This is a genomic window from Sphingomonas phyllosphaerae, assembly GCF_029623345.1.
GTDB classification, from domain to species: Bacteria; Pseudomonadota; Alphaproteobacteria; order Sphingomonadales; family Sphingomonadaceae; genus Sphingomonas; species Sphingomonas phyllosphaerae_C.
Genome location: NZ_JAPYKH010000004.1, coordinates 118,126 through 141,774, shown reverse-complemented (window position 1 = coordinate 141,774; position 23,649 = coordinate 118,126). Strand labels below are relative to the sequence as shown.

Annotated in this window: 20 protein-coding genes; 1 reads left to right on the top strand and 19 read right to left on the bottom strand. The window is 71.3% G+C overall.

Translation table 11 applies throughout. The features are described 5' to 3' along the window. Positions 1–56: 56 nt before the first annotated feature. The 19 genes from QBJ89_RS05640 to QBJ89_RS05550 form a co-directional block, all read right to left on the bottom strand. Positions 57–1,634: a tetratricopeptide repeat-containing sulfotransferase family protein gene (locus QBJ89_RS05640; RefSeq protein ID WP_277979554.1), complete on the bottom strand. Its 1,578-nt coding sequence runs from the start codon at positions 1,632–1,634 to the stop codon at positions 57–59. A gap of 7 nt (positions 1,635–1,641) precedes the next feature. Then, positions 1,642–2,571, bottom strand: coding sequence for a response regulator transcription factor (locus QBJ89_RS05635; protein ID WP_277979553.1), 930 nt, complete (start codon positions 2,569–2,571; stop codon positions 1,642–1,644). Continuing rightward, on the bottom strand, positions 2,558–4,024 hold the full coding sequence (locus tag QBJ89_RS05630; protein WP_277979552.1) for a hybrid sensor histidine kinase/response regulator: 1,467 nt from the start codon (positions 4,022–4,024) through the stop codon (positions 2,558–2,560). Before QBJ89_RS05630 ends, QBJ89_RS05635 begins: the two co-directional genes overlap by 14 nt. Further along, complete coding sequence (atzF, locus tag QBJ89_RS05625; RefSeq protein WP_277979551.1) at positions 4,021–5,805, bottom strand: allophanate hydrolase; 1,785 nt, start codon at positions 5,803–5,805, stop codon at positions 4,021–4,023. Before atzF ends, QBJ89_RS05630 begins: the two co-directional genes overlap by 4 nt. After that, complete coding sequence (gene uca / locus QBJ89_RS05620; RefSeq protein WP_277979550.1) at positions 5,802–9,413, bottom strand: urea carboxylase; 3,612 nt, start codon at positions 9,411–9,413, stop codon at positions 5,802–5,804. Before uca ends, atzF begins: the two co-directional genes overlap by 4 nt. Then, entirely contained in the window at positions 9,413–10,039 is a 627-nt protein-coding gene (locus QBJ89_RS05615) for an urea amidolyase associated protein UAAP2 (protein ID WP_277979549.1), read from the bottom strand. The genes uca and QBJ89_RS05615 overlap by 1 nt, the downstream gene beginning before the upstream one ends. A 10-nt stretch (positions 10,040–10,049) precedes the next feature. Next, a complete protein-coding gene (locus QBJ89_RS05610; RefSeq protein ID WP_277979548.1) occupies positions 10,050–10,859 on the bottom strand; it encodes an urea amidolyase associated protein UAAP1 in 810 nt (269 codons plus the stop codon). After that, on the bottom strand, positions 10,856–11,647 hold the full coding sequence (locus QBJ89_RS05605) for an ATP-binding cassette domain-containing protein (protein ID WP_277979547.1): 792 nt from the start codon (positions 11,645–11,647) through the stop codon (positions 10,856–10,858). The genes QBJ89_RS05610 and QBJ89_RS05605 overlap by 4 nt, the downstream gene beginning before the upstream one ends. Continuing rightward, positions 11,644–12,462: an ABC transporter permease gene (locus QBJ89_RS05600; protein ID WP_277979546.1), complete on the bottom strand. Its 819-nt coding sequence runs from the start codon at positions 12,460–12,462 to the stop codon at positions 11,644–11,646. The genes QBJ89_RS05605 and QBJ89_RS05600 overlap by 4 nt, the downstream gene beginning before the upstream one ends. Positions 12,463–12,634: 172 nt before the next feature. Next, positions 12,635–13,732 (bottom strand): putative urea ABC transporter substrate-binding protein, encoded by a 1,098-nt coding sequence (locus tag QBJ89_RS05595; protein ID WP_277979545.1) that lies wholly within the window; start codon positions 13,730–13,732, stop codon positions 12,635–12,637. Positions 13,733–13,897: 165 nt separating this feature from the next. Further along, positions 13,898–14,836 carry a LysR family transcriptional regulator gene (locus QBJ89_RS05590; protein WP_277979544.1) on the bottom strand — a complete coding sequence of 313 codons (939 nt, stop codon included), beginning with the start codon at positions 14,834–14,836 and terminating at the stop codon, positions 13,898–13,900. A gap of 248 nt (positions 14,837–15,084) precedes the next feature. Then, positions 15,085–15,696, bottom strand: coding sequence for a hypothetical protein (locus tag QBJ89_RS05585; protein ID WP_277979543.1), 612 nt, complete (start codon positions 15,694–15,696; stop codon positions 15,085–15,087). 34 nt (positions 15,697–15,730) lie between these two features. Further along, positions 15,731–16,711 carry a sterol desaturase family protein gene (locus QBJ89_RS05580; protein ID WP_277979542.1) on the bottom strand — a complete coding sequence of 327 codons (981 nt, stop codon included), beginning with the start codon at positions 16,709–16,711 and terminating at the stop codon, positions 15,731–15,733. 397 nt (positions 16,712–17,108) lie between these two features. Next, the gene (gene ssb / locus QBJ89_RS05575) at positions 17,109–17,669 is read right to left on the bottom strand and encodes a single-stranded DNA-binding protein (RefSeq protein ID WP_277979541.1); all 561 of its coding nucleotides are present in this window, start codon (positions 17,667–17,669) and stop codon (positions 17,109–17,111) included. 110 nt (positions 17,670–17,779) lie between these two features. Next, entirely contained in the window at positions 17,780–19,648 is a 1,869-nt protein-coding gene (gene feoB, locus QBJ89_RS05570) for a ferrous iron transporter B (RefSeq protein ID WP_277979540.1), read from the bottom strand. 13 nt (positions 19,649–19,661) lie between these two features. Continuing rightward, positions 19,662–19,958: a FeoA family protein gene (locus tag QBJ89_RS05565; RefSeq protein ID WP_347342822.1), complete on the bottom strand. Its 297-nt coding sequence runs from the start codon at positions 19,956–19,958 to the stop codon at positions 19,662–19,664. Positions 19,959–20,032: 74 nt separating this feature from the next. After that, positions 20,033–20,710, bottom strand: coding sequence for a COQ9 family protein (locus QBJ89_RS05560; RefSeq protein WP_277979539.1), 678 nt, complete (start codon positions 20,708–20,710; stop codon positions 20,033–20,035). Next, positions 20,710–21,681: a DMT family transporter gene (locus tag QBJ89_RS05555; protein WP_277979538.1), complete on the bottom strand. Its 972-nt coding sequence runs from the start codon at positions 21,679–21,681 to the stop codon at positions 20,710–20,712. The genes QBJ89_RS05560 and QBJ89_RS05555 overlap by 1 nt, the downstream gene beginning before the upstream one ends. An 88-nt stretch (positions 21,682–21,769) precedes the next feature. Continuing rightward, positions 21,770–22,423: a hypothetical protein gene (locus QBJ89_RS05550; RefSeq protein WP_277979537.1), complete on the bottom strand. Its 654-nt coding sequence runs from the start codon at positions 22,421–22,423 to the stop codon at positions 21,770–21,772. Between the two features lie 212 nt (positions 22,424–22,635). Between QBJ89_RS05550 and QBJ89_RS05545 the strand changes: the two genes are divergently transcribed. Then, entirely contained in the window at positions 22,636–23,646 is a 1,011-nt protein-coding gene (locus QBJ89_RS05545) for a histone deacetylase family protein (protein WP_277979536.1), read from the top strand. The last annotated feature ends 3 nt before the right edge of the window (positions 23,647–23,649 follow it).

Here is a 23,649-nt window from a genome sequence, read left to right as displayed (position 1 = left end):
ATGGAGGCTAAAGCAAGCGCTGCATCGCTCGCAGGTGGGCGAATGACGTAGCCGCGTCACTCGACCGCAATGCCGCGGCTTCGCAGGAAGGCGCGCGCCGGTTCCAGCGCCTCGGCGTGCCGGCGCCAGCGTCCGACGGCGTCGCGGTACAGCGGACGGCGCACCTGCGCGGCGCTGGGGGTGGACACGGGCGCGGCATTCGCCTGGAAGTCGAGGCAGGCATCGGACCAGCTCAGCCCGCAATGGTCGAGCAGCCGGCGCGTCTGCCCCGCCTGATCCTCGACCAGCGCCTCGTAGCCGAGCTCGAGCACGCGGCCCGGCAGCGCCGCGCGCCAGAGCGCCATCAGCCGGTCGAAGCGCTGGTAATAAGCGGCAGTGTCGAGCAGGTCGTAGCTATAGTTGTAGTAGCGCGAGCCGACCGCGAACAGGTTGCGGAAGTTGGCGAGGACGGTGTCGAGCGCGTCGCGTCGCAGGCACACGATCGCGGCCTGCGGCAGCGCGCGCGCGATCAGGCCGAGGTACAGGAAGTTGCCGGGGAATTTGTCGACGAAACGGGGTCGGCGTCCCGCCACGTGCGGTGCCGCCCGGGCGAGATAGTCGCGCCCGATCGCAGCCGGGTCGGCGCGCGCCGCGGCGCGGATCGTGTCGGGGTCGAGCACGCGGCGCTCGCGCGTGCCGGCGGCCGCCTTGACCGCCAGCGGCAGCGCCTGCAACTCGCCCGCACTCTCCACCTCGGGGTGCGAGGACAGGATGCGGTCGACCAACGTGGTGCCGGTGCGCGGCATGCCGACGACGAGGATCGGTGCCGCGCTCGGCGTGTCGGATGCCGGTTGCGCCGCGGCAGTCGCCCAGCACGCCTCGATCGCGTCGAAGATCGCCGCATCGTCGGCGAAGCGGTAGGGCAAGGTGGCGCGGTGCTCGGCATTGGTCTGCGCCAGGATCGCGAAGGCGCCGTGCGGGTCGGCGAGGTCGTCCAGCTCCTTGGCGAGCGCGTAGCCGAGCAGCAGCCGGTCGCGCGGCACCGTGGCGGCGGCGCGCGCGGCGGCGAGGCGGTCGACATGGTGACGCTCGGGCGTCTGGCGCCGCAGCCCGGCGAGCAGGTGGTGCGCGCGCGCGTCCGCCGGCGCGCGCGCGATCAGCGCCTCCAGCGCGTCCTCGGCCTCCGCCTGCCGCCCGACGAAGCTCAGCGCGGCGGCGTGATTGTAGCGGAACGCGGGGTTTGCCGGCTCAAGCCGCACCGCCGCGGCGAAGTGCGGCAGCGAGGCGGCATGATCGCCCAGCCGCGCATAGACGCAGCCCATCGTGTCGCGCCCCAGCGCGTCTCCCGGCGGCGCGGTCTCGGCCGCCGCCAGCGCGCGCGCGGCGGCATCGTCGCGCCGCACCAGCGTGTACAGCCGCGCGAGCTGCGCATGAAATTCGCCGCGTCCGTCGCGCTCGATCGCCTGCTCGATCAGCGCGATCCCGGCGCTGACCTGGCCGAGCATCGCGCTCGCCACGCCGGCGAGGAAGAAGGGCTCGGCCGCGTCGGGCGCGGCATGGCGCCAGCGGTCGGCCGCGGCGAGCGCCGTCGCGACCTCGCCGCGCGCGAGCGCGCCGCGGATCGCGTTGGCGGTCGCGTCGGGCGGTCGATCCATCGTCCTTCTACCGTGTCAGCGTGGTGACCGCGATCGCCGTCGCCGACGCGCGATTCTCCACGCCCATTTTCTCGAAAATCTGCTCGAGATGCTTGTTCACCGTACGCGGGCTGATCTGGAGAATTTCGCTGACCTCGCGGTTCGGCTTGCCGCGGCTGATCCAGAGCAGCACCTCGGCCTCGCGCGAGGTCAGGCCGTGCTGCGCGGCGAGGATCGTCTTCTCCTCGCCCTCGTGCCGCTCGGACAGGCGGAAGACCCATTGCGCCGCCGGCGTGCAGCGCAGCAGCCCGGCCTCCAGCGTGCGCTCGCCCGCGGACACGCTGATCCGCGCGCCCGGCGCCGGTGCGCTCGCCTGGAGCTGGCGCAATGCGGCGGCGAAGGGCGCGGGCAAGGTGCCCGACGCCGCCGACCAGCCGGGGAATAGTCGCTCGAGCATCGCGCCGGCGACCGGGGTCAGCCACTGCGGCTCGCCCGCGCGATCGACCGCCAGCGCCGGTCGCCCGCTGGTGTCGAGCGCGAGCTGGCTGCCGTGCGCCACGCGCGCGGTGGCGAGATGGACGCGGATGCGCGCGAGCAGCTCGTCGAGCTCGAACGGCTTGCTGACAAAGTCGATGCCGCCGGCGTCGAGCGCACGGACGACATGCTCGGTCTCGGTCAGCCCGGTCATGAAGATGATCGGAAGGTGCTGGAAGGCGGGGTTGGCCTTGATCTGCCGCGTCGTCTCGAAGCCGTCGAGCTGCGGCATCACTGCGTCCATCAGGATCAGGTCGGGGGTGACGCGCTGGAGCAGATCGAGCGCGGCGCGGCCATTGATCGCGATCAGCACGTTCATGCCCGCGTCCTCGAGCGTGCTGGTCAAGAAGCGCAGCGCGTCGGGCGTGTCGTCCACCACCAGGACGACGGGTCGCGACGAGTCCGTCGGGTCAGCGCGTCGCATCGTCGATCGTGCCGAGGAGCGCGCGCAGGTCGAAATCGCCGAGCTGCCGCCGCAGCACCGCGGCGAGCGCGCCGGCGGCAGGGATCGCACTCGCGAGATCGTCGATCGCGCGCTCGACCCCGCGCACATGGCCGACCTCGACGAGTTCGCGCACGCGCGCCAGCAGCGGCGCGGCGTCGGGCGGTAGGCCAGTCTCGGGCACGGCAAGCGAAGCGGCGGGCGCGACCGGCTCAGCCTCCTCCCAGCGCAGCCCGAGCTGCGTGCCGATCAGCGCCACGAGCGTGTCCAGCTCGACCGGCTTGGTGACGAAGGCGTCGTGGCTGCTGCGCCCGTCGCCGCCGGCACGGAAGGCGTGCGCGTCGGCCGAGACCATCACGATGCGCAGCGCCGCGCCGTGCACCGCGCGCAGCCGCTCGGCGACCTGCCAGCCGTTGAGCCCCGGCATCTGGATGTCGAGCAGGACGATATCGGGCGTGACCTCGGCGGCGAGCGCGATGCCTTCCGAACCGTCCGCGGCGGCGTGCACCACGAAGCCGAGCCCGCCGAGCAGCGCGCGCAGAATGTGGCGCTGCGCCGGGTCGTCGTCGATCACCAGCACGGTGCGACGCGGTCCCTCATAGCCGGTGATCCGCCCGCGCCGGCCGCCCGTCCGCGCCGGCACCGCGGGCGACGGCAGCATGGCGCGGAAGCGGAACGTGCTGCCCGCGCCCGGCGTGCTGCTCACCGCGACGTCGCCGCCCAGCACGCGGGCGAGCACGCGCGTGATGGCAAGGCCGAGCCCGATCCCGGGCTGGCGCTGCGCCGCCGCGAGGCTGCCGCGATCGAACGGCTCGAACACGCGCTCGAGGTCCTCGGGAGGAATGCCGATGCCGGTGTCGATCACCTCGATGTCGGCGACCTGGCTGCGATAACCCACCGCGAGCGTGACCTGACCCGCGGGCGTGTATTTGATGGCATTGGAGACGAGGTTGATGAGGATCTGGCGCAGTCGCTTCTCGTCCGCCTTGACCTGATCGGGTAGCCGGTCGCGCACGTCGAGCGTCAGCGTCAGCCCCTTGGCGCTCGCCTGCATGCGGAACATGTCGACAACGTGCTGGAGCAAAGCGCGCAGGTCGACGAGGTCCTGCCGGATCGTCAGCACCCCGCTCTCGATCCGCGAGATCTCGAGCAGCCCCTCGACCAGATTCGTGACATGCTCGGCCGAGCGGCGGATGATCGTGCCCGCCTCCGCGCCCGAGAGACTGTGGTCGCGCTCGAGCAGCTGTGCGTATCCGTAGATGACGTTGAGCGGCGAGCGGATCTCGTGGCTCACCGCGACGAGGTAGCGCGTCTTGGCCTCGTTGGCCGCCTCGGCCGACTCCCGCGCGCGCCGCAGCTCGGCCAACGCGTGCGCGTGCGCGTCAGGCTCGGCGTCGAGCGGCGCGCCGTCGGTAGGGTCGGCCGCGGCGGTCACGCCCCGGCCGGGCGCGACAGGCCGTCGATATAGGCACGCCAGCCGCCGAGCGCGGTGATGTCCTCGGCGCCCTCCATCGCGCGCGGCTCGGCCACGAAGCCCTTCACGACCGCCCCATCTGCGAGCGTCACCGAACCGATCGCCAGCGGCGCGGGCACCTCCGCCACGAAGCTGCCAAACGCGGCGACGTCGAGTTCGTACACCTCGACGGCGATCGCGGCGCCGTCGGCGGCGTGGATCAGCGCTGGCTTCGGTGGCGTGCTGTTCGCCATCGCGTAGAGCCGGTAGCTGGGCGCGGTGGTGGTGGCGGCGACCAGCCGCGCCCCGCGCGAGGTGAGTTGCCAGTGCAGCGGCATGCCCTCGAGATGGGCGCCGACGACGGCGAGCTTCACTGTGTCCATTCTGTCCTCAATGTGAAGTGGCGGGGGAGGGGAGAGTGCGGCGGCGTCGAGATAGGCCTGCCCGGCGTCGAGCAGGCTGACGTCGCTCCACGCCGGCGCGATCAGCGTGACGCCGAAGCCGGTGCCATTGTCGCGCCAGCCCGCCGGCACGGCCAGTGCGGCCATGTCGAGCAGGTTCACGAAGTTGGTGTAGAGGCCGAGGTTGCTGTTGAGCGCGATCGGCGCGGCACGCATCTCGGCGATGCGGTAGATCGTCGGCGCGGTCGGCAGCGCGAGCAGGTCGACGCGCTGCCACATCGCGTCCGCCGCGCGCTGCAGCTCGGCGAGGCGGTACTGGCCGCGGAACACGTCCACGCCGCTGGTGTCGCGCCCATCTTCCAGGATGGCGCGGACGGTTGGGTCGAACGCTTCGGGCCGCTCGTCGAGCAGCGGCAGCGCCGCGGCGATCCGCTCCGCCACCCACGGGCCGCCGTACAGCAGCATCGCCGCCTCGCGCAGCGGCGTCATGTCGAGCTCGACCAGCTCGGCGCCCTGCGCGGCGAACATGGCCAGCGCGCGCTCGTACAGCCGCTCCGCCGCGGCATCGCCGAGGAAGAGCCGCTGGTCGGGTCGCGGCACGCCGACGCGGCGCGGCGCGAGTGCGCGCTCCTCGCCGTCGCGCGAATAGGCGTCGGCCGGGTCGAAGCCGGCGACCACAGCATCGACGATCCGCGCGTCCGCGATCGTGTGAGTGAGCACGGTGATGCAGTCGAGTGTGCGGCAGGCGGGCACCAGTCCCGTCGTGCTCCACCGCCCTTTGGTCGGCTTGAGCCCGATCAGCCCGTTGAACGCGGCGGGGACGCGCCCCGATCCGGCGGTGTCGGTGCCGAGCGCGAAGGCGACCAGCCCGGCGGCGACCGCCACCGCCGAGCCCGAGCTGGAGCCGCCGCTGACATAGGCGCGGTTGAACACGCAGGCGGGCGCGCCATAGGGGCTGCGCGTGCCGTTGAGCCCGGTGGCGAACTGGTCGAGGTTGGCCTTGCCCACCGGCACCGCGCCCGCGGCGACCAGGCGCTTGACCACCTCGGCGGAGTCGGCGGGTGTATAGGCGAAGTCGGGGCAGGCGGCGGTGGTCGGCACCGCGGCGAGGTCGATATTGTCCTTGATCGCGAAGGGCACGCCCGCGAGCGGCAGCGTCTCCCCCGCCGCCACGCGCGCGTCGACGGCGGCGGCGGCGCGCAGCACCGTTTCCTCGTCGAGCCGTGTGATCCACACCGCGGGCTGCACCTCGGCATAAGCGGCGACCCGCGCCAGCGCTTCGCGCGCGACCGCGACCGCGCTGGTCGCGCCGGCGTTGACCGCGGCGGCGAGCGGGGCGACGTGGCAGCGCGGCGCGCTCATGCCACCTCCACCGCCAGCATCGCGCGCCCGGGCGAGAGCGCCTGTTTCTCCTGCACGTAGATGCCGCGCACGACCCCGCTGACCGGGCTGATCACCGCCGATTCCATCTTCATCGCCTCGATGATCGCGATCGTGTCGCCCGCGCTCACGCGCGCGCCGTCGGCGACGAGCAGTTTCCACAGGCTGCCGCCGAACGGCGCTTCCACCATCTCACATCCGTCGGGCAGCACGATCTCGGTGTCGGTCGCGGCGGAGTCGGCCTCTTCGGTCAGCGCGGCGACCCGGTCGAACTCGCCGTCGCGCTCCCAGGCGGCGCGCTCCCCGTCGAAGGCGGCCTGGCGCCGCGCCTGGAAGGCGTCGATCGTCTCGGCATTCTCGGCGAGGAAGGCGCGATAGTCGGAGAGGCGGAACACCTCCTCCTCGATCCGGATCGCGCGCCGGCCGAGCGGGAAGTCGCGTCGCCACTCGGTCAGCTCGTCGTGGCTGACTGGAAAGAAGCGGACCCGGTCGAAGAAGCGCAGCAGCCAGGGCTTGCCGTCACGAAAGGCATCGGTCTGCCGCCACGCGTTCCACACCTGGATGGTGCGGCCGAACAGCTGATAGCCGCCCGGCCCCTCCATGCCGTAAATGCACATGTACGCGCCGCCGATGCCGACCACGTTGGGCGGGGTCCAGGTCCGCGCCGGATTGTATTTGGTGGTGACGAGGCGGTGGCGCGGGTCGATCGGGGTGGCCACCGGCGCGCCGAGGTAGACGTCGCCCAGCCCCATCACGAGATAGTCGGCGTCGAAGACGATCCGCTTGACCGCGTCGAGGCTGTCCAGCCCGTTGACGCGGCGAATGAACTCGATGTTGTCCGGACACCAGGGCGCGTCGTCGCGCACCGACTCCATGTACTTGTCGATCGTCTGGTAGATCGCCGGGTCCTGCCACGACAGCGGCAGGTGGACGACGCGCGAGGGGATCTCGAAGTCGTCGAGCCCGCCCAGCCGCTCCTCCGCCGCGACCAGCGCGTCGAGCAGCGCCGCCTGCGACAGCAGCCGGCTGTCGTAATGGAGCTGGAGCGAGCGGATCCCCGGCGTCACGTCGATGATGCCGGGCAGGCCGGTCCGCTCGACCTCGAGCATCAACGCGTGGACGCGCAGCCGCAGCTCGAGGTCGAGCACGATCGGGCCGTATTCGACCAGCAGGTTGCGGTCGCCTTGCTGGCGATAGGTCACCGCCGGGCGCACGCCCTCCGCCGCGATCCGGTGCAGCACGGGCGAGCCGAGCGCGTCGTCGCGCGGCGAGGGCTCCTTCGGCGCGCCGGTGAGCGTGGCGACCAGTTGGTCCTGCGCGCGCTCGGCGGCGGCGGCGCTGGCCTCGTCAATCGGCGCGAAGCGGACGCTGTCGCCGGGGGCGAGCTGGCCGACCTTCCACAGGTCCGCCTGCGCGACGACGAAGGGGCAGACGAAGCCGCCGAGCGACGGCCCGTCCGGCCCGAGGATGATCGGCATGTCGCCGGTGAAGTCCACCGCGCCGATCGCATAGGCATTGTCGTGGATGTTGGACGGGTGCAGCCCGGCCTCGCCGCCGTCGGTCCGTGCCCACTCTGGCTTGGGGCCGAGCAGGCGGACGCCGGTGCGGTTGGAATTGTAATGCACCTTCCACGCCGTCTCGCGCAGCATCGCGATGTCGCCGGGGGTAAAGAAATCGGGCGCGCCGTGCGGGCCGTAGAGCACGCGCAGCGTCCACTCGCGCGTGATCGCGGGGCGGTCGGCGGGAGCGAGCGTCCCCCCGACTGGCAGAGCGGCCGGGGTGCGCGCGAGGTGCAGCGTGTCGCCGATCATCACCGCGCGCCCGGCATGGCCACCGAACTCGCCCAAGGTGAAGGCACTGCGGCTGCCGAGAAACAAGGGCACGTCGAGCCCGCCCGCGACCAGGATATAACCGCGCATCCCCGCGCCGGTGACCCGCCCGATCTTGAGCGTCTGCCCCGCGGCGACGTCGATCGGCGCGTAGCAGCCGAGCGGCACGCCATCGAGCGTGGCGCCGAAGTCGGCGCCCGTCAGGCAGACGCGCGCCGCGGCGTTGAACAGCAAGGTCGGCCCGGCCGCGGTGATCTCCAGCCCGGCGGCGTCATCGGCGTTGCCGACCAGCCGGTTGCCCAGCCGGAAGGCGAGCGGGTCCATCGGCCCCGAGGGCGGCACGCCGACGTGCCACAGATGGAGCCGACCGGGATGATCCTGCACCGTGGTCGAGGCACCCCCCGCCAGCACGCGGATCGTGCGCGGCATGTAGGCGATGTCGGCGAGCGCGCGCGTCGACACCGCGCCGCTGGTGAAGACGTCGGAGCGCACCACCGTGCGCAGCCAGTCGAGGTTGGTCTCGATCCCGGCGATGGCGGTGCGGTCGAGCGCGTCCTGGATCGCGGCGACGGCGGCGTCGCGCGTCGGCGCGGTGACGATCAGCTTGGCCAGCATCGGGTCGTACCAGGCGGAGACCTCGGTCCCCGCCGCGACCCAGGTGTCGACGCGCGGCCCCTCCGGGAAGCTGACGCCGACGAGCCGGCCCGAGCTCGGGCGATAGTCCTGCGCGGGATCCTCGGCGTAGAGGCGCACCTGGATCGAGGCGCCCCGCGGCGCGGCGACGAACCCGTCGAGAAAGCCGAAGTCACCCGCGGCGCCACGCACCATCCACTCGACGAGGTCGACCCCGGTGACCTGCTCGGTGACGCCGTGCTCGACCTGGAGCCGGGTGTTGACCTCAAGGAAGAAGAAGTCGTCGCGCTCGGCGTCGTAGAGGAACTCGACCGTGCCGGCCGAGCGGTACGACGCGGCCGCCGTGAGCCGCACCGCGGCGTCGATCAGCGCCTGTCGCGTCGCGGGCGGGAGCAACGGGGCGGGGGTCTCCTCGACCACCTTCTGGTTACGCCGCTGGAGCGAGCAGTCGCGCTCGCCGAGCGCGACGACATGGCCCGCGCCGTCGCCGAACACCTGCACCTCGATGTGTCGCGCGCGCGCGACATAACGCTCGAGGAAGACGCCGCCGTCGCCGAAATTGCCCGCGCCGAGCCGCGCCACCGTGGCGAAGCCGTCGCGCACGTCGGCGGCGTCGGCGCAGACCTTCATGCCGATGCCGCCGCCCCCAGCGGTCGCCTTGAGGATCACCGGATAGCCGATCCGCTCCGCCGCGGCGAGCGCGGCGGCTTCGTCGCGCAGCAGGTCGGTGCCGGGGGCGAGCGGCACGCCGTGCGCGGCGGCGAGGTCGCGCGCGGTGTGCTTGAGCCCGAAGGCGCGGATATTGTCGGGCGTCGGCCCGATGAAGGCGATCCCGCGCGCCGCGCAGGCCTCGGCGAAGGCGGTATTCTCCGAGAGGAAGCCGTAGCCGGGGTGGATCGCCTCGGCGCCGGTCGCCTCCGCCGCGGCGAGGATCGCCTCGACGTCGAGGTAGCTCTCGGCCGCGGGGGCGGGGCCGATGCGGACCGCCTCGTCGGCCTGCGCGACATGCGCCGAGCCCGCGTCCGCGTCGCTGAACACCGCGACCGAGCCGACGCCCATCTCCCTGAGCGTGCGGATGATGCGGCAGGCGATCGCGCCGCGATTGGCGATCAGGACCTTGGTGAACATCAGCCGATCACCTGCATGCGCACGGGCGTGGGATTGAAGCCGTTGCAGGGATTGTTGATCTGCGGGCAGTTGGAGACGACGACGATCACGTCCATCTCGGCGCGCAGCTCCACCGTGAGCCCCGGCGCGGAGATGCCGTCGACGATCCCGAGGGTCCCGTCGGCCTCGACCGGCACGTTCATGAAGAAGTTGATGTTCGACACCATGTCGCGCTTGCCGCGGCCCGCGCGGGTGTTGGCGTCGAGGAAATTGTCGACGCAGCTGTGCTGCGCCTTGGTGTGGTGGCCGTAGCGCAGCGTGTTCGACTCGCACGAGCAGGCGCCGCCGATCGTGTCGTGATAGGCGACGCTGGTGGCGGTGATCGTCATCATCGCGCGCCCCTCGTTGGACAGCAGCACCGCGCCCTCGCGCAGGAAGATGTTGCGCTGCGCCGCGATCGTATCCTGCGCGCTGTAGCGCTCGGCGTCATCGTCCGCGGCGTACATCAGGAAGTCGACCGCCTGATTGCCCTCGAGGTCGATGATACGCAGCGTCTCGCCGGCATGGACGCGGTGCATCCACGGCGCGCGCGCGGGCACCACCTCGTCGTGGCGGAGCGTGCCGGGGAGGGGAAGGTCAAGGCTCATGTCGCTCCCTTCAGCGCGCATAGAGATCGTCGGTGTTGAGAAAGGCGCGCTCGCCCTCGGGCGTCGCCACGCGGATCGAATCGTCCGCGGCGGCGGGCGCGCCGCGCCACGCGGTCGCGCGCAGCGGCGTGACGGTGTAGTCGGGGCGGGGGTCGAGCACGTGCGGGCAGTTGGCGAGGACGACGATCACCTCCATCTCGGCGCGCAGCAGCAGCGTGCGCCCGGGCGCGAATGGCCCGACCTGCGGCTCGGTCGCGCCGTCCGCCGCGACGCGGACGCCCTTGAACCAGGTGACACAGGGGTGGACGTCCTTACGGCCCAGGCCGTGCTTGGCGACCGCGAGCATGAAGCGGTCGCGCGCGTTCGGATGCGGCCCGTAATTGGCGCCGTCACCATAAGCGCGCGCGTTGGAGGCGGCGGTGGAGGCGCCGCAGAAGGCGTCGTGCGTGCCCGCCCCGTCCTCCAGGATCGTCATCATGACGCGCCCCATGTCGGAGAGCAGCAGCCGTCCCGCGCCGAGATAGCCGTTCCACTGCACCTTCAGCGTGTCGGCGACGTTGAGCCGCTCGGTCGGCATGTCGGCGTTGAACAGCAGCATCGCGGCGCAGGCGTCGCCGGCGACGTCGACCAGCCGCAGCCGCGTGCCGCGCGCCAGTCGCCGCGCCGCATAGCCGCCGGGTGCGATCGTCTCTTCCCACACCACGCCCGCGGGTGCGTCATCAGCTGCGGCGGGGAGCGTGGGCATGGCCTCTACGCGGGTGCCGGCCATGGCGCGGGCGTGGTCGCGGGCGCCGGCGGGATCGGCGGTGCTGGTCGTCATGCCAAGTCTCTCTGCGGAAGGTCGTCGCCGCCGAGCGCCTCGACCAGCGCCGGCGGCGGCAGGGTCTTGCGGTCGAGCGACAGGTCGTAGGTGACGGTGGCGCCGTAGCGGTGCGGCGCGTGCGGGTCGTGGCGGCGCTTGTCGAAGGCGAGCACGCGCGTGCCGAGCTTGAACGCCTCGCCGATGTCGTGCGTGACCATCAGGATGGTCAGCCCGTGCTCCTGCCACAGCCGCGTGATCAGCGCGTGCATGTCGAGTCGGATGCCGGGATCGAGCGCGCCGAACGGCTCGTCGAGCAGCAGCACGCGCGGGTGCTTGACCAGCGCCTGCGCGATCGCCAGCCGCTGCTGCATCCCGCCCGACATCTGCGCGGGATAGACGTGCAGGCTGTGCTCGAGCCCGACCGCGGCGAGCATCGCGGCGGCGGTGTCGCGCGCGGCGCGGCGGCGCGCGCCGAACAGCCGAGCGGTCAGCGGCGCGCCGGCGCACTCGATCCCGAACAGCACGTTCTGCAGCGCGGTGAGGTGCGGGAACACCGAGTAGCGCTGGAACACCACGCCGCGGTCCGGCCCGCACTCGGCGCGCATCGGGGTGCCGCCGAGCAGCACCTGCCCGCGCGTCGGCGCCTCCTGGCCGAGGATCAGGCGCAGGAACGTACTCTTGCCCGCGCCCGAGGGGCCGACCACCGCGACGAAGCCACCCTCGACGAGCTGGAGCGAGACGCGCTCGAGCACGATCTTGTCGCCATATTCGACCCAGACGTTGCGGAGCTCGACCAGCGCGCTCATCGGCCGCCCCCGTGCGCCCAGGGAAAGGCGCGGCGGCTCACGAGCAGCAGCAGCGCGTCCGCGGCGATCGCGAGCAGCGAGATCCAGGAGACATAAGGAAGGATGATGTCCATCGCGAAATAGCGCCGGACCAGGAAGATGCGGTAGCCGAGCCCGACGTCGGCGGCGACCGCCTCGGCCGCGATCAGGAACACCCACGCCGGCCCGAGCGACAGCCGCAGCGCCTCGATCAGCCGCGGCATCAGTTGCGGCAACGCCACGCGCAGCGCGAGCTGCCAGCTGTTGGCGCCGAGCGTCTGCGCCTTGGCGATCTGTTCCGCCGGCAGCCCCGTGACGAAGCCGGTGAGGTCGCGCGTCATGAAGGGGGCGACGCCGATCGCGATCAGCGCGATCTTCGACGCTTCGTCGAGCCCCAGCACGATGAACAGGATCGGCAGCACCGCCACCGGCGGGATCACCGCGATGATCGCGATCACCGGGCCGAGCAGCGCGCGGGCGAGCGGCACGACGCCGAGCAGCAGCCCCAGCACCAACGCGCTGCCGGTGGCGATGGCGAGCCCGAGGCCGAGCCGGTACAGGCTCGCCAGCGTGTCGGCGACGACCACTATGCGGTCGCTGGCGGGGTCGCGATCGGTGCTGAACGCGTGGATCGCCTCCGCCATGGCGGAGAAGGTCGGCAGCAGCTTGTCGGCGGGATTGGCGGCATGGCGCGCCTGCGAGGCGACCAGGTAAACGAGCAGCAGCGCCACGATCGGCAGCGCCCCGAGCAACAGGCGGGCGCCGCGGCGCGGGCGCAGATCGACGAGCCGGGTCACGCGCAGCCCGCCCTCGGCGCGGTGGTCTGCCGCTCGAGCCCTGATCCGTCGCTGTGTTCGCCTCGCTCGCTCATCTCGTTCCCGACATTGCCCGCGCTGTTAGCGGGCATGGTTGCTCGATCGCCGCGACCTGCCGGTGCGGCGCCCGTCGCTCGATCGTCCGCCTGCGCGGCTACAGCTTCCCGTCCGCCGCCATCTTCATGTAGCTGGGGTCGAAGCGCAGCTTCACGTTCTTCGGATCACCGAGCGACTTGCCCCCGGCGAAGCTGATGCCGATCGCGTCCACGGACTTCGCGCTCGGACCGAACAGCCCGTGCGCGAAGCTGAACTGGCGCACGCGGTCGGTCACGGTGACGAGGTCAGGATTGGCGGCATAGGCCGCGGCGTCCTGCGCGCGCGCGTAGAGATGCGTCGTCTTGAGCTGGTCGTCGAAGCTCTGCGGCGTGGTGCCGGCGGCCTTGGCCATCGCCGCGCGCGCGGCGCGGCCCGCCGCGTCGTCGCGGGTCATGATCGCCGTCGTCTCGTACCAGATGCCGGCCAGTGCCTTGCCCAGGTTCGGGTTGGCGCGCAGCGTCTCGGTGCTGACGTTGAGCGTGTCGAGGATCTCGTTGGGGATCTTGGAGCTGTCGAACACCTCGGTGGCGCCCTTGGTCGCGCGGATCGTGGCGAGCTGCGGGTTCCAGGTGGCGACCGCGTCGACGCTCGGCGCGGCGAAGGCGCCGACGATGTCGGCGTCGCCCGTGTTCACCGTCTTCACGTCGGCGAGCGTCATCCCGCTCTGCTCGAGCCCGCGGGCGAGCAGGAAGTGCGACACCGACAGCTCGACCAGCTTGACCGAGCGGCCCTTGATGTCGGCCATCGAGCGCGCGTTCTTGAGCACGACGCCGTCGTTGCCGTCCGAATAGTCGCCGATCAGCAGCACGGTGGTGTCGCGGCCGCCGGCGGCCGGGATGGTCAGCGCGTCCATCGTGGTCGAGACCACGCCGTCGAGCTTGCCCGCGGCATATTGGTTCACCGACTCGACGTAGTCGTTGACCTGCACCAGGCGGATGTTGATGCCGTATTTGTCGGCCCATTTCTTCACGATGCCGGCCTGCTGCGCGTACGGCCACGGCATCCAGCCGGTGTAGATCGACCAGCCGATGGTGAAGTCCTTCTTCGCCGCCGCTGCCGCATCGCCGCCCGATCCTGCCGGCCCGCTGCCGCAACCGGTCAGCGCCAGCGCCAGCGCGGCCGCCGCTACGCTGCTGAACCATCGTCGTGCTGCCATCCGCGAACCCCCGTCATCGCCTTACCGCCGTCACCGACCCGCCGATCCCGTGGAGAATGGGACCAAAAGCGGCGGCGAGACCAAGGCGGCATCGTCAGGAGCACGTTGCCGGCGAGCTACTCATCAATGAAGATCGAAAATGATGATGTAAGCCATCAATCAGATCTATGAGCGATGCTGCGCGCGGCGTCGCCGCAGCACCTCGTCGAGGAACAGCTGGGTCGGGGTGTCGCGCGTCCCCTCGGCGCGGGCGAGAAGGAAGATGTCGTAGAAGGGCTCCATGTCGGGGTGGAGCAAAGGCCAGAGCTGGCGTTGCTCGACTGCCTGCCGCGCCGCCATCACCGGCAGGAAGCCGATCCCGACACCCAGCGTGATCAGGCGCTTGGCCTCGTTGATGTCCTCGGCGCGGCCGGTCGCGCGCGCGCCGAGCCGGTAGCGGCGGCGTAGCCGCGTAACGGTGTCCAGCTCGTCCTCGCCGGTCAGGACGAAGCCCTCGTCCTTGAGCTCGCCGAGCCGCTCGACGCGATGGCCGAACAGCGGATGGCTGCGCGCGCAATACAGCTGCTGCCGCTCCACGAAGAGGGGCTCGTAGAGCAGGCCGCCGCGCACGTTGCTGTCATAGCCAACGCCGATCTCGGCCTCGCCCTGCTCCAGCGCGTCCAGCACCGCGCGCCACGGCGACACGCGCAGCTCGATGTGGATGTGCGGATTGCGGCGGTGGAAGCTGGCGATCGACTCGTCGAACTCGGGCGAGGTGACCGCGGAGATCAGCTGGATCCGCACCGCGCCCTCGACCCGCCGGGTCGCCTGCGCGACCTGGTGCGGCACCATGCGCGCGGTCTCCAGCATCTCCTCGCAGAGGCCGAGCAGCGCGCTGCCCGCCGCAGTGGTCTTGATGCCCGTCGGCGAACGCTCGAGCAGCTGGACGCCGACCTGCTCCTCCAGCCGCTTGAGCGCCGCGCTGATGCTGGGCTGCTGCTTGTGCAGCTTGCGCGCGGCGGCGCCGATGCCGCCGGCACGGACGATCTCGACGAAGGTGCGCAGCAGGTTCCAATCGACCCGGCTGGCGAAATGCTTGTCGAGCACCGCTCCACGATCCACCAATAGCCCGCTCCCGTCCGCCCGCTCGGCTTTATCTTACGGGCGGGCTAGTCGGGTGCAACGAGGACACGGCGAAGAAGCTGCCCGACGCCCGCCCCGGGCGACGTGACGCGGACTCGAGGTCGGTCCATTCGCGCCGAAGCGTGCTCCCGCGCACGCGGTAGCCCAGAGTCGCACCCCGTGACGCGGGTGGCCCTGGGCTCCGGCGTTCGCCGGAGCACGCTGAAGCTTCGAATAGGGCAAACCAGGCGCTAGAGCGCGGACAGCCGCGACTCGAAGAGTCGTCTGACGAGCCGCGCCTGTCCGACGCGCCCGACCAGGTAGAGCATCGCGAAGATGCCGGCGAAGACATAGGCCGCGGTCGGCCGCGGCTTGTCGTCGTTGTCTTTGCTCTTCGGGTCCTTCTTCTTGGGCTTTTCGGGCGCGGGCGCGCCGAGGAACTTGTCGATCGGGCTCATCGGCAGCTTGGCCTTGGCCTCCTCGCGCTTCTCCTTGGCCGCGATCTCGGCGGGGGTCGGCTTGTTATACTCGCCGACCATCACGGTAAGCCGCGCGACGCCGAGGAACAGCAGCGGAGCAAGGAAGCAGAACAGCAGCGCCCGGCTGGTCAGATGGTAGCGCAGCACCGGCACCTCGGCGTCGCGCTCGACCCGCAGCTCGCCGCCGTCGAACACCGCCATGCGGTCCTGCGCGGCCTGGTCGCGCTTGCGGAAGCTGAGCCGGCTGCCGTCGCGCTGGCGTGTCGTGCCGGTCTCGCGGAACAGCGGGTCGAGGCGGGCGAAGACCTCGTCGCTGGTTTGGCCGGGAGGCAGCGCGAGGCTCCCCTTCACGTGCCAGATCCATTGTACCAGGCGGTGGTTCATCGCTGTTCCTCTGATCGCGGCTGCGGGCGCAGCGTCACTCCGCCGGAATCGCCGAGCGGCGGCCGAGCCGCTCCTTCAGCGTGCGCCAGCCGTCCGCGAAGGGATAGACCATGGTCTCGCGGATCGACATCGGGCGGCCGCCCTCCATGCCGAGCAGCTCGGCCTCGCCGTCGACGCAGGTGCCGAACAGGCGGTCGATGACGACCCAGGTGCTGGCGTAATTGCTTCGGCTCGCCTCATAGTCACGCGAGTGGTGGACGCTGTGGTGCTCGGTGGTGTTGAAGAGGAAGCGCCACCAGCGCGGCGAGTTGAAGCGCACGTTGATATGCTGGTAGGTGCCGACCGCCAGGCCGAGGCTGCCGGCGAGCAGCGCCGCCCGCGGCAGGAAGTCGAACAGTCCGCCGATGCCCAGCCCGATGAGGAAGAGTTCGACCGGGTTGCCGACCGCGCCCTTATTGACGTTGAGCTGGGTGATATAATGGTGCGGCGCGTGCGTTACCCATAGCGGGTACCAATTGTGCATGCCGCGGTGCATCCAATATTGGCCAAAGTCGAACACGAACGAGATGATGAACGCCTGCAGCAGCAGCGGCAGGCCGATGAACCAGGCAAGCTTGTGCCAGTCGAACGAATCCTGCACCGCCTCGATCACCGCGTCGCTGCCGATGAAGCCCTCGATCAGGCGCAGCACGGTATAGCCGAGGCTGACGTAGAAGAGATCGACCGTCAGCTCCTTCCACGTCAGCCGCCAGCTCTCGTGCCGCGGGGCGAGCCACTCGAGCCCGAGCAGCAGGATCTTGAAGCCGATCCCGATGCCGACGGCGGTGGAGGCCTTGGCGATCGAATTGGGCGCGTAATACCAAAGGGCGATCAGCGCGAGCAGCATCGTCGGCTGGAACCAGGTGAAGAAGAAGAGGCGCAGCGGGCCGCCCTCCACCTTGGGAATGTTCTCCCATCCCACCGTTACCGGTGACTGCGCGCCGATCACCCTTTTGCCGACTCGAACCCCGTGCATCTCGTCCTCGTGCCGTCAACCTCCGGCAATAATGACGAAAAAGCGGGGCGGACGTGATACGTCATCGGACGTAGACGGGTCGATCAGCGCCGGCCGTCCAAGCCTCGGCATGACGAGGGTCGCGCTGATGTCGAGCACGGCCGAGTCCTGCGCAAGGGAGCAACGGGGTCGCGGTGGGCTGGCCCAGACGTGGCGGCCTGTCGCTGCACCTTCAAGCGACCATGTGCCGACAGCCGCGGACTAGATCGACCGGAAAGCACGAGCGCCCCACTGGCTGCATCGACGTCTCGCCGATGATCGGGCGAGACGAACCTGCGGTCAGGCTCGTCCCCGCCGATCTCGTCGTCGCACGGGTATCAGCACTCGAGCGGGCGCGTTCTTCGTCGCCGATCTCTTCTTAGAACGGCACGTCGTCGTCGAGATCGTCCGCGAAGCCGCCCCCGAAGTTGCCACCGCCGCGGCTGCCGCCGGCCGCGCCGGCCGCGCCGGCACCGCCGCCCGAGCCGCCGCCGCGTGGCCCGCCGCGTGCGCCGCCGCCGCCGCCGCCGAAGTCGTCACCGCCGCCGAAATCGTCGCGGCCACCGCCGCCGCCGCCGCCGCTACCCTGCGGGCCGTCCAGCATGGTCAGCACCGAGTTGAAGCCTTGCAGCACCACCTCGGTGGAATATTTATCGTTGCCCTGCTGGTCCTGCCACTTACGCGTCTGCAGTTGGCCTTCGATGTAGACCTTGCTGCCCTTGCGCAGGAATCGCTCGGCGACGTTGGCGAGCCCCTCGTTGAAGATCGCCACCGAGTGCCACTCGGTCTTCTCCTTGCGTTCGCCGGTGTTGCGGTCCTTCCACGATTCGGACGTGGCGATGCGGAGGTTCACCACCTTGCCGCCGTTCTGGAACGAGCGCGACTCGGGGTCGCGCCCGAGATTGCCGACGAGAATGACCTTGTTGACGCTGCCTGCCATCGAATCCTCTGCGCGCCGGTACCGCCGGCGCCTGCTGGTGAGTGCCGGCCCACGCCGGCGTCCCGCGGCGCCCCCACCCGAAGCGGGTCGGCGACCGATGGCCTAGATAGTCACAGCCCCGCCGCCACCGCCAGCCAATAAGTGATCCCCGCCATCACATAGGCCGCGGCGAACAGATAGCCGATCATGAACAGCGGCCAGCGCCAGCCGTTGGTCTCGCGCCGCGTCACCGCGATGGTCGAGATGCATTGTGGCGCGAACACGAACCACATCAGGAACGCCAGCGCGGTCGGCAGCGACCAGCGCCCGCGCAGATGATCGACGAGGCTCTTCGCGCCCGAGGCGTCTTCGGTATCGTCGATCGCATAAGCCGTGCCGATCGCCGCGACCGCGATCTCGCGCGCCGCCATCGTCGGGATCAGCGCCAGGGCGATATCGTGATTGAAGCCGATCGGGCGTACGATCACTTCCAGCCCGCTCGCGATGCGACCGCCGATGGAATATTCGACCTGCTTCTGCCCCGCGGGCGCCTGGGGGAAGCTGAGCAGCGCCCACAGCACCACGGTGGTCAGCGCGATGGTGGTGCCGGCGCGCTTGAGGAAGATCTCGGTGCGGCTCCACAGCCCCAGCGCGACGTCGCGCAGCCGCGGCATCTGATATTTGGGCATCTCCATCATGAAGCCCGATGACTCGCCCTTGGTCACGGTACGCCGCAGCACAAGCGCGGCGACGAAGGCGCCGACGATGCCGAGCAGGTAGAGCGCGAACAGCACCAAACCCTGCAACCCGACGAACGGCAGCACCTGCCGCGCCGGGATGAAGGCGCCGATGATGATCGTATAGACCGGCAGTCGCGCCGAGCAGGTCATCAGCGGCGCGATCAGGATCGTGGTGAGCCGGTCCTTCTCGTCCTCGATCGTGCGCGTCGCCATGATCCCCGGCACGGCGCAGGCGAAGCTGGAAAGCAAGGGGATGAAGGCGCGCCCGGACAGCCCGACCTGCGCCATCAGCCGGTCCATCAGGAAGGCGGCGCGGACCATGTAGCCGCTCGCCTCCAGCACCAGGATGAAGAGGAACAGGATCAGGATCTGTGGCAGGAACACCACCACCGCGCCGACGCCGGCGATCACGCCGTCGCTCAACAGCGAGCGCACGAAACCGTCGGGCAGCACGCCCTTTAGCCAGGCCTCCGCCGCGGTGAAGGCGCCCTCGATCCAGGCGATCGGCGCCTCCGACCAGCTGAACACCGCCTGGAACATGACGAACAGCAGCGCCACCAGCAGCACCGGCCCGAAGACGGGGTGGAGCGCGACCGAATCGAGCATGTGGTTCCAGCGCCGAACGGGCGTCTCGCTCACCGTCGCCGCGGCCGCGACGACACGCGCGCGGCGCTGGAGCGTGACGATATCGTCCGCGACGCTGCCGTCCGAGGCGCGCAGCCGGCGCAGCCCCGCCGCGGTCGAGCCGCCGACCAGCGCGGTGAGCTGGCCGCGTAGCACATCGATGCCGCGCCGCCGCACCGCGACGGTCGGCACCACCGGCACGCCGAGCTCGCGCTCGAGCACCGCGGGATCGAGCACCAGCCCGTCGCGCTCGGCGAGGTCGACCATGTTGAGCGCCACCACCACGGGCAGCCCCAGCGCGATCAGCTGCATCGCGAAGCGCAGATGGTTGTCGAGATTGGAGGCGTCGATCACGACCAGCAAGGCGTCGGGCAGCCGCTCGCCCGCCTGCGCGCCGGTGACGACGTCGCGCGTCACGCGCTCGTCGGGCGAGGCGGGATCGAGGCTGTAGGCCCCGGGCAGGTCGACCAGCTCGACCGGGCGGCCATCATCGAGCGCAAGCCGGCCCGAATGCCGCTCCACCGTGACGCCGGGATAGTTGCCGACCTTCTGCCGCGCCCCGGTCAGCGCGTTGAACAGCGCGCTCTTGCCGGCATTGGGATTGCCGACCATCGCGACCAGCGGCGGGAGTTCCATCAGGAGCGGCGGGTCATTCCGCCGGCAGCGGATCGGGCGAGACGCTGATCGCGCGTGCGACCGCGCGCCGCAGCGCCACCGTCATCCGCCCGATACGGCAGGCGATAGGCCCGCCGCCCAGTCGCGAGCGGTGCAGCACCTCGATCGCGACACCCTCGTCGAAGCCGAGCTCGCGCAGCCGCCGTGCCTCGGGCGAGGCGAGGCGCGCCCACTCGATCGTACCGACCACCGCCGACTGCCGACGCGGCAGCGTCTCGAGCGTGAGCGAGTCGGCCGCGTGGTGAGCGGCGGAGTGGCGGGGGGAGCGGATCGCGGTCACCGACTCGGTATAGGGCGCATGCAACTGATTATCAATAAGCTGTGACGCCCGATCGCCGCGCCGGGTCAGACGACGGGGTAACGCAGGCGTCCGACGAACCGGCTCAGGCTGGGGCGGCGCGTGGCGCGCTGCTGGAACGCCGCCTTGCTCTTCTCGAAGCGCATGATGCCGTCGATCCGCCGCGCCAGGAAGGCGCTGGTGTCGGCATGCGCCTCGCTCGTGTCGTCGAGGAACACGGTGGTGGTCGCGGCATAGACCGCCAACAGCATCGCGCGCTTGGTGTAGTGGTTGTAGTCGGTGGCGCGGTCACCCGCGAGCCGCCACATGCGATCGACCCCGCGCCAGCCGAGTCGCGCCGCGCGCGCGACGTTCTGCGGCAGCGCCAGCACCGCGCGCGCGCGCCGCAGCGCCTCGCGCTCGGGCGCCAGCACCGCCAGCCGTGCCTCGACCAAGGCGGTGATCCGCTCGCGGATCTTCATCGCGCCCAGCCGCTCGGGCGGCAGCGCGCGCGCCATTGCGGCGTCGACATGGTCGAACCAGGCGTCGATCATCGCCATCGGCCCATCGGCGAAGGCGAGCCGCGCCACGTCGGCGTCGATGTCGTGGCTCTCGGCGGCGAGGTCGCGCGCGGCGTCGCCCCAGCCGTCGAAGGCGGCGTTGGCGGCGATCGCGGGGGCGAGCAGCGCGCGCACCTCGTCGAGCGTCAGGTCCTGCGGCGCGACCGCCGCGGCATCGTCACTCATCACGCTTCCTCCGTCACCGGGTTGCCCGCCGGCGTCTCCGCCGGCCTAGCATTCTCGCGCTCGCGCCGCACCAGCACCAGCGCCGCCGCGATCATCGCCACGCCGACCAGATCGGGCGCGCCGAGCGTCTCGCCGAACCAGATCCAGCCCACCGCGGTGGCGACGATCGGCTGGATCAGCAGCGCCAGCCCGATCACCAGCGGCGAGGCGCGCCCCAGCGCGTAGATCATGCAGCCCTGGCCGATCACCTGGCTCACCAGTGCGACGCCTAGCAAGGGGCTCCAGTTCCCCGGCATGATCCGCTCGCCCAGCGCGAGCGCGATCACCAGCAGCGGCAGCAGCGACGCCGCCGACGAGAGCGCCAGCGCGGGCAGCGGCGCCATCGCGCGGCGCACGTCGGACATCAGGATGAAATAGATCGCGTAGAGCACGCCCGCGCAGACGCACAGCAGGTCGCCGCCGAGTTGGCGCGGGTCGAGCTGATAGGAGCGGCCCATCAGCAGCGCCGCGCCGGCAGCGGCGAGCAGCAGCGCCAGCCCCTGCCACCGCGTCGGCCAGGTGCGCGCCACCAGGAAGCCCCACAGCGGGAACAGGAAGGTCGCCGAGTTGCCGAGCAGGGTGGCATTGGCCATCGTCGTCTGCAGGATTCCGGCGTGCCAGGTGCCGAGATCGGCCGCGAAGGCGATCCCGGCGAGGGCGAGCAGCCACCAGTGCCGCGCCGATGCGGGCGTCGCCGGAGCGACCCCGCGCGTGCGCCGCGCCGCCACCAGCGCGGCACCGCCGAGCAGCGGCAGCGCCAGCGCCATGCGCCAGAAGGCGGCGGCGACCGGGCCGACGTCGGCGAGCCGGACGAACAGCGGCCCGAAGGCGAGCGCGCTATTGGCGACCACCAGCGCGACGAACGCCGCCGCGCCCGTCTCCGGGTGCGCGCGCGCCGCGGCGAGCGAGGTGGCGCTGGTCGGCTGGTCCATGGCGCGACCCTTAGGCCGCGTTCACGGCGCGGGAAAGCGCGGCGGTGACCCGCGCCACCCGGTCAGGCCGGGCGGCGCGGGGCGCGGCTCACTTCGCGGGCGCCACCGCGGCGACGGGCACGGCGGCGGCGACCGGTGCGGCCGCCGCGGCGGCGACGATCGGCGTGGCGGCGACCGGCACGTCCTCGTCGACGAAGCCCTTCACCGGTGTGCCGATCGCGAGATGCGCGCTGGTGCCGGTCATGAAGAAGCCCGCCGGCAGGAACACCAGCGCCGACACCGCCGTGGCCCCGATGCCCCCGGCGGTGCCCTTGTCGTCGAAGCCGCCCGACAGCCGCACCTGGCGACCGTTGACGGTGAGGTACAGCAGCCGCGCCGCGAAATGGCCCGACTTGCCCCACATGCCCTTGTTGCGCACCTCGGTGAGCTCGCCGACCGCGGGCGTGCCCGCCGGCACGACGGTGGTGCCCTGCACCAGCAGCGGCTCGGCGGTCTCGAGGTGGATGCGCTGGCCGATCTTGAGCTTCTTGCCCTTCGTGGTGAGCTCCTCGGTGAGCTTGAGTGGCACCTCGGTGCCGGTGCGCAGCACCGCCTGACCGGTCATCGGCGCGGCGATCGGCGCGACGGCCGCGGGCTGCGCGGGCACGGCGACGGTCTGGGCGCCGGCGGCGCCGCCGGTCTGGGCGCCGGCGGCGCCGCCCACGAGCAAGAGCGCCGCGGCCGCGGCGTACAGATAAATCATGATGTGAACCCCCGTTTCGGCCCGCCCCCGCGGGCCGCGGCGGAACCGCGCCGAGCCCCCCGCCGCCGTCAAACGAGATCGTAACGGAAGTGGATCGGATCTGGGACAATCTTCCCGCTGACTTGACGCGGACGCGGTGCCGGCGGCACGGCATGGAGATCGTCCAGAGGTCGCGCGAGAGTCCGATTGACCGTCAGCCACGAACGCCCGCGATGAAGCGCTTCTACGCGCCGCAGCAGGCGCTGCACGCGCCCGCGCTGGAGCTGCACAACGGTGCCTTCACCGCCTATGCCGAGGTGCCGCAGCGCGCCGCGATGATCCTCGCCGCCATCGGCGGGGCGGAGGCGCCACCGGATCGAGGGCGGGCGCCGATCGCGGCGGTGCACGATGCCGGCTATCTCGACTTCCTCCGCGACGCGCCCGCGCTGTGGCGCGCCGCGGGGCGCGCGGGCGACGCCATCCCCTATGCCTTCCCGATCGTGGGCCGGCGCCCGCTGGCGCTGTCGCGCGTCGACGCGCTGCTTGGTGCGCACGCCTTCGACGCGACCACCCCGATTACCGACCAGACCTGGGACGCCGCTTACTGGAGCGCGCAGGCCGCGCTCGCCGCGACCCACGCGGTGCTGGAAGGCGAGCGCGCCGCTTTCGCCTTGTGCCGGCCGCCCGGCCACCATGCCGGGCGCGACTATTGCGGGGGCTATTGCCACGTCAACGTCGCCGCGGTGGCGGCGCAGGCAGCGCGCGACGCGGGACGGAGGCGAGTCGCGGTGCTCGACATCGACTATCACCACGGCAATGGCACGCAGGACATCTTCTACGCGCGCGACGACGTCTTCTACGTCTCGGTGCATGCCGATCCGGCCAGCGACTATCCCTTCTACTGGGGCCATGCCGACGAGCGCGGCGAGGGGGAAGGAGAGGGTGCCACGCTCAACCTGCCGCTGCCGCGCGGCGCCGCGCTGCCCGGGTTCCGCGCCGCGCAGGCGCGTGCGCTCGACGCGATCGCCGCCTTCCGCGCCGACTTTCTCGTGCTCAGCTTCGGCGCCGACACCTGGGAAGGCGACCCGATCAGCCACTTTCGCCTTACCACCGCGGATTATGCCGTGCTGGCCGGCGACATCGCCGCGACCGGGCTGCCGTGCGCGATCGTGATGGAAGGCGGCTATGCGGTCGACGCGCTGGGTGGCAATGTCGCCAGTCTGCTGAGCGGGTTCGCGGGCTGAGGG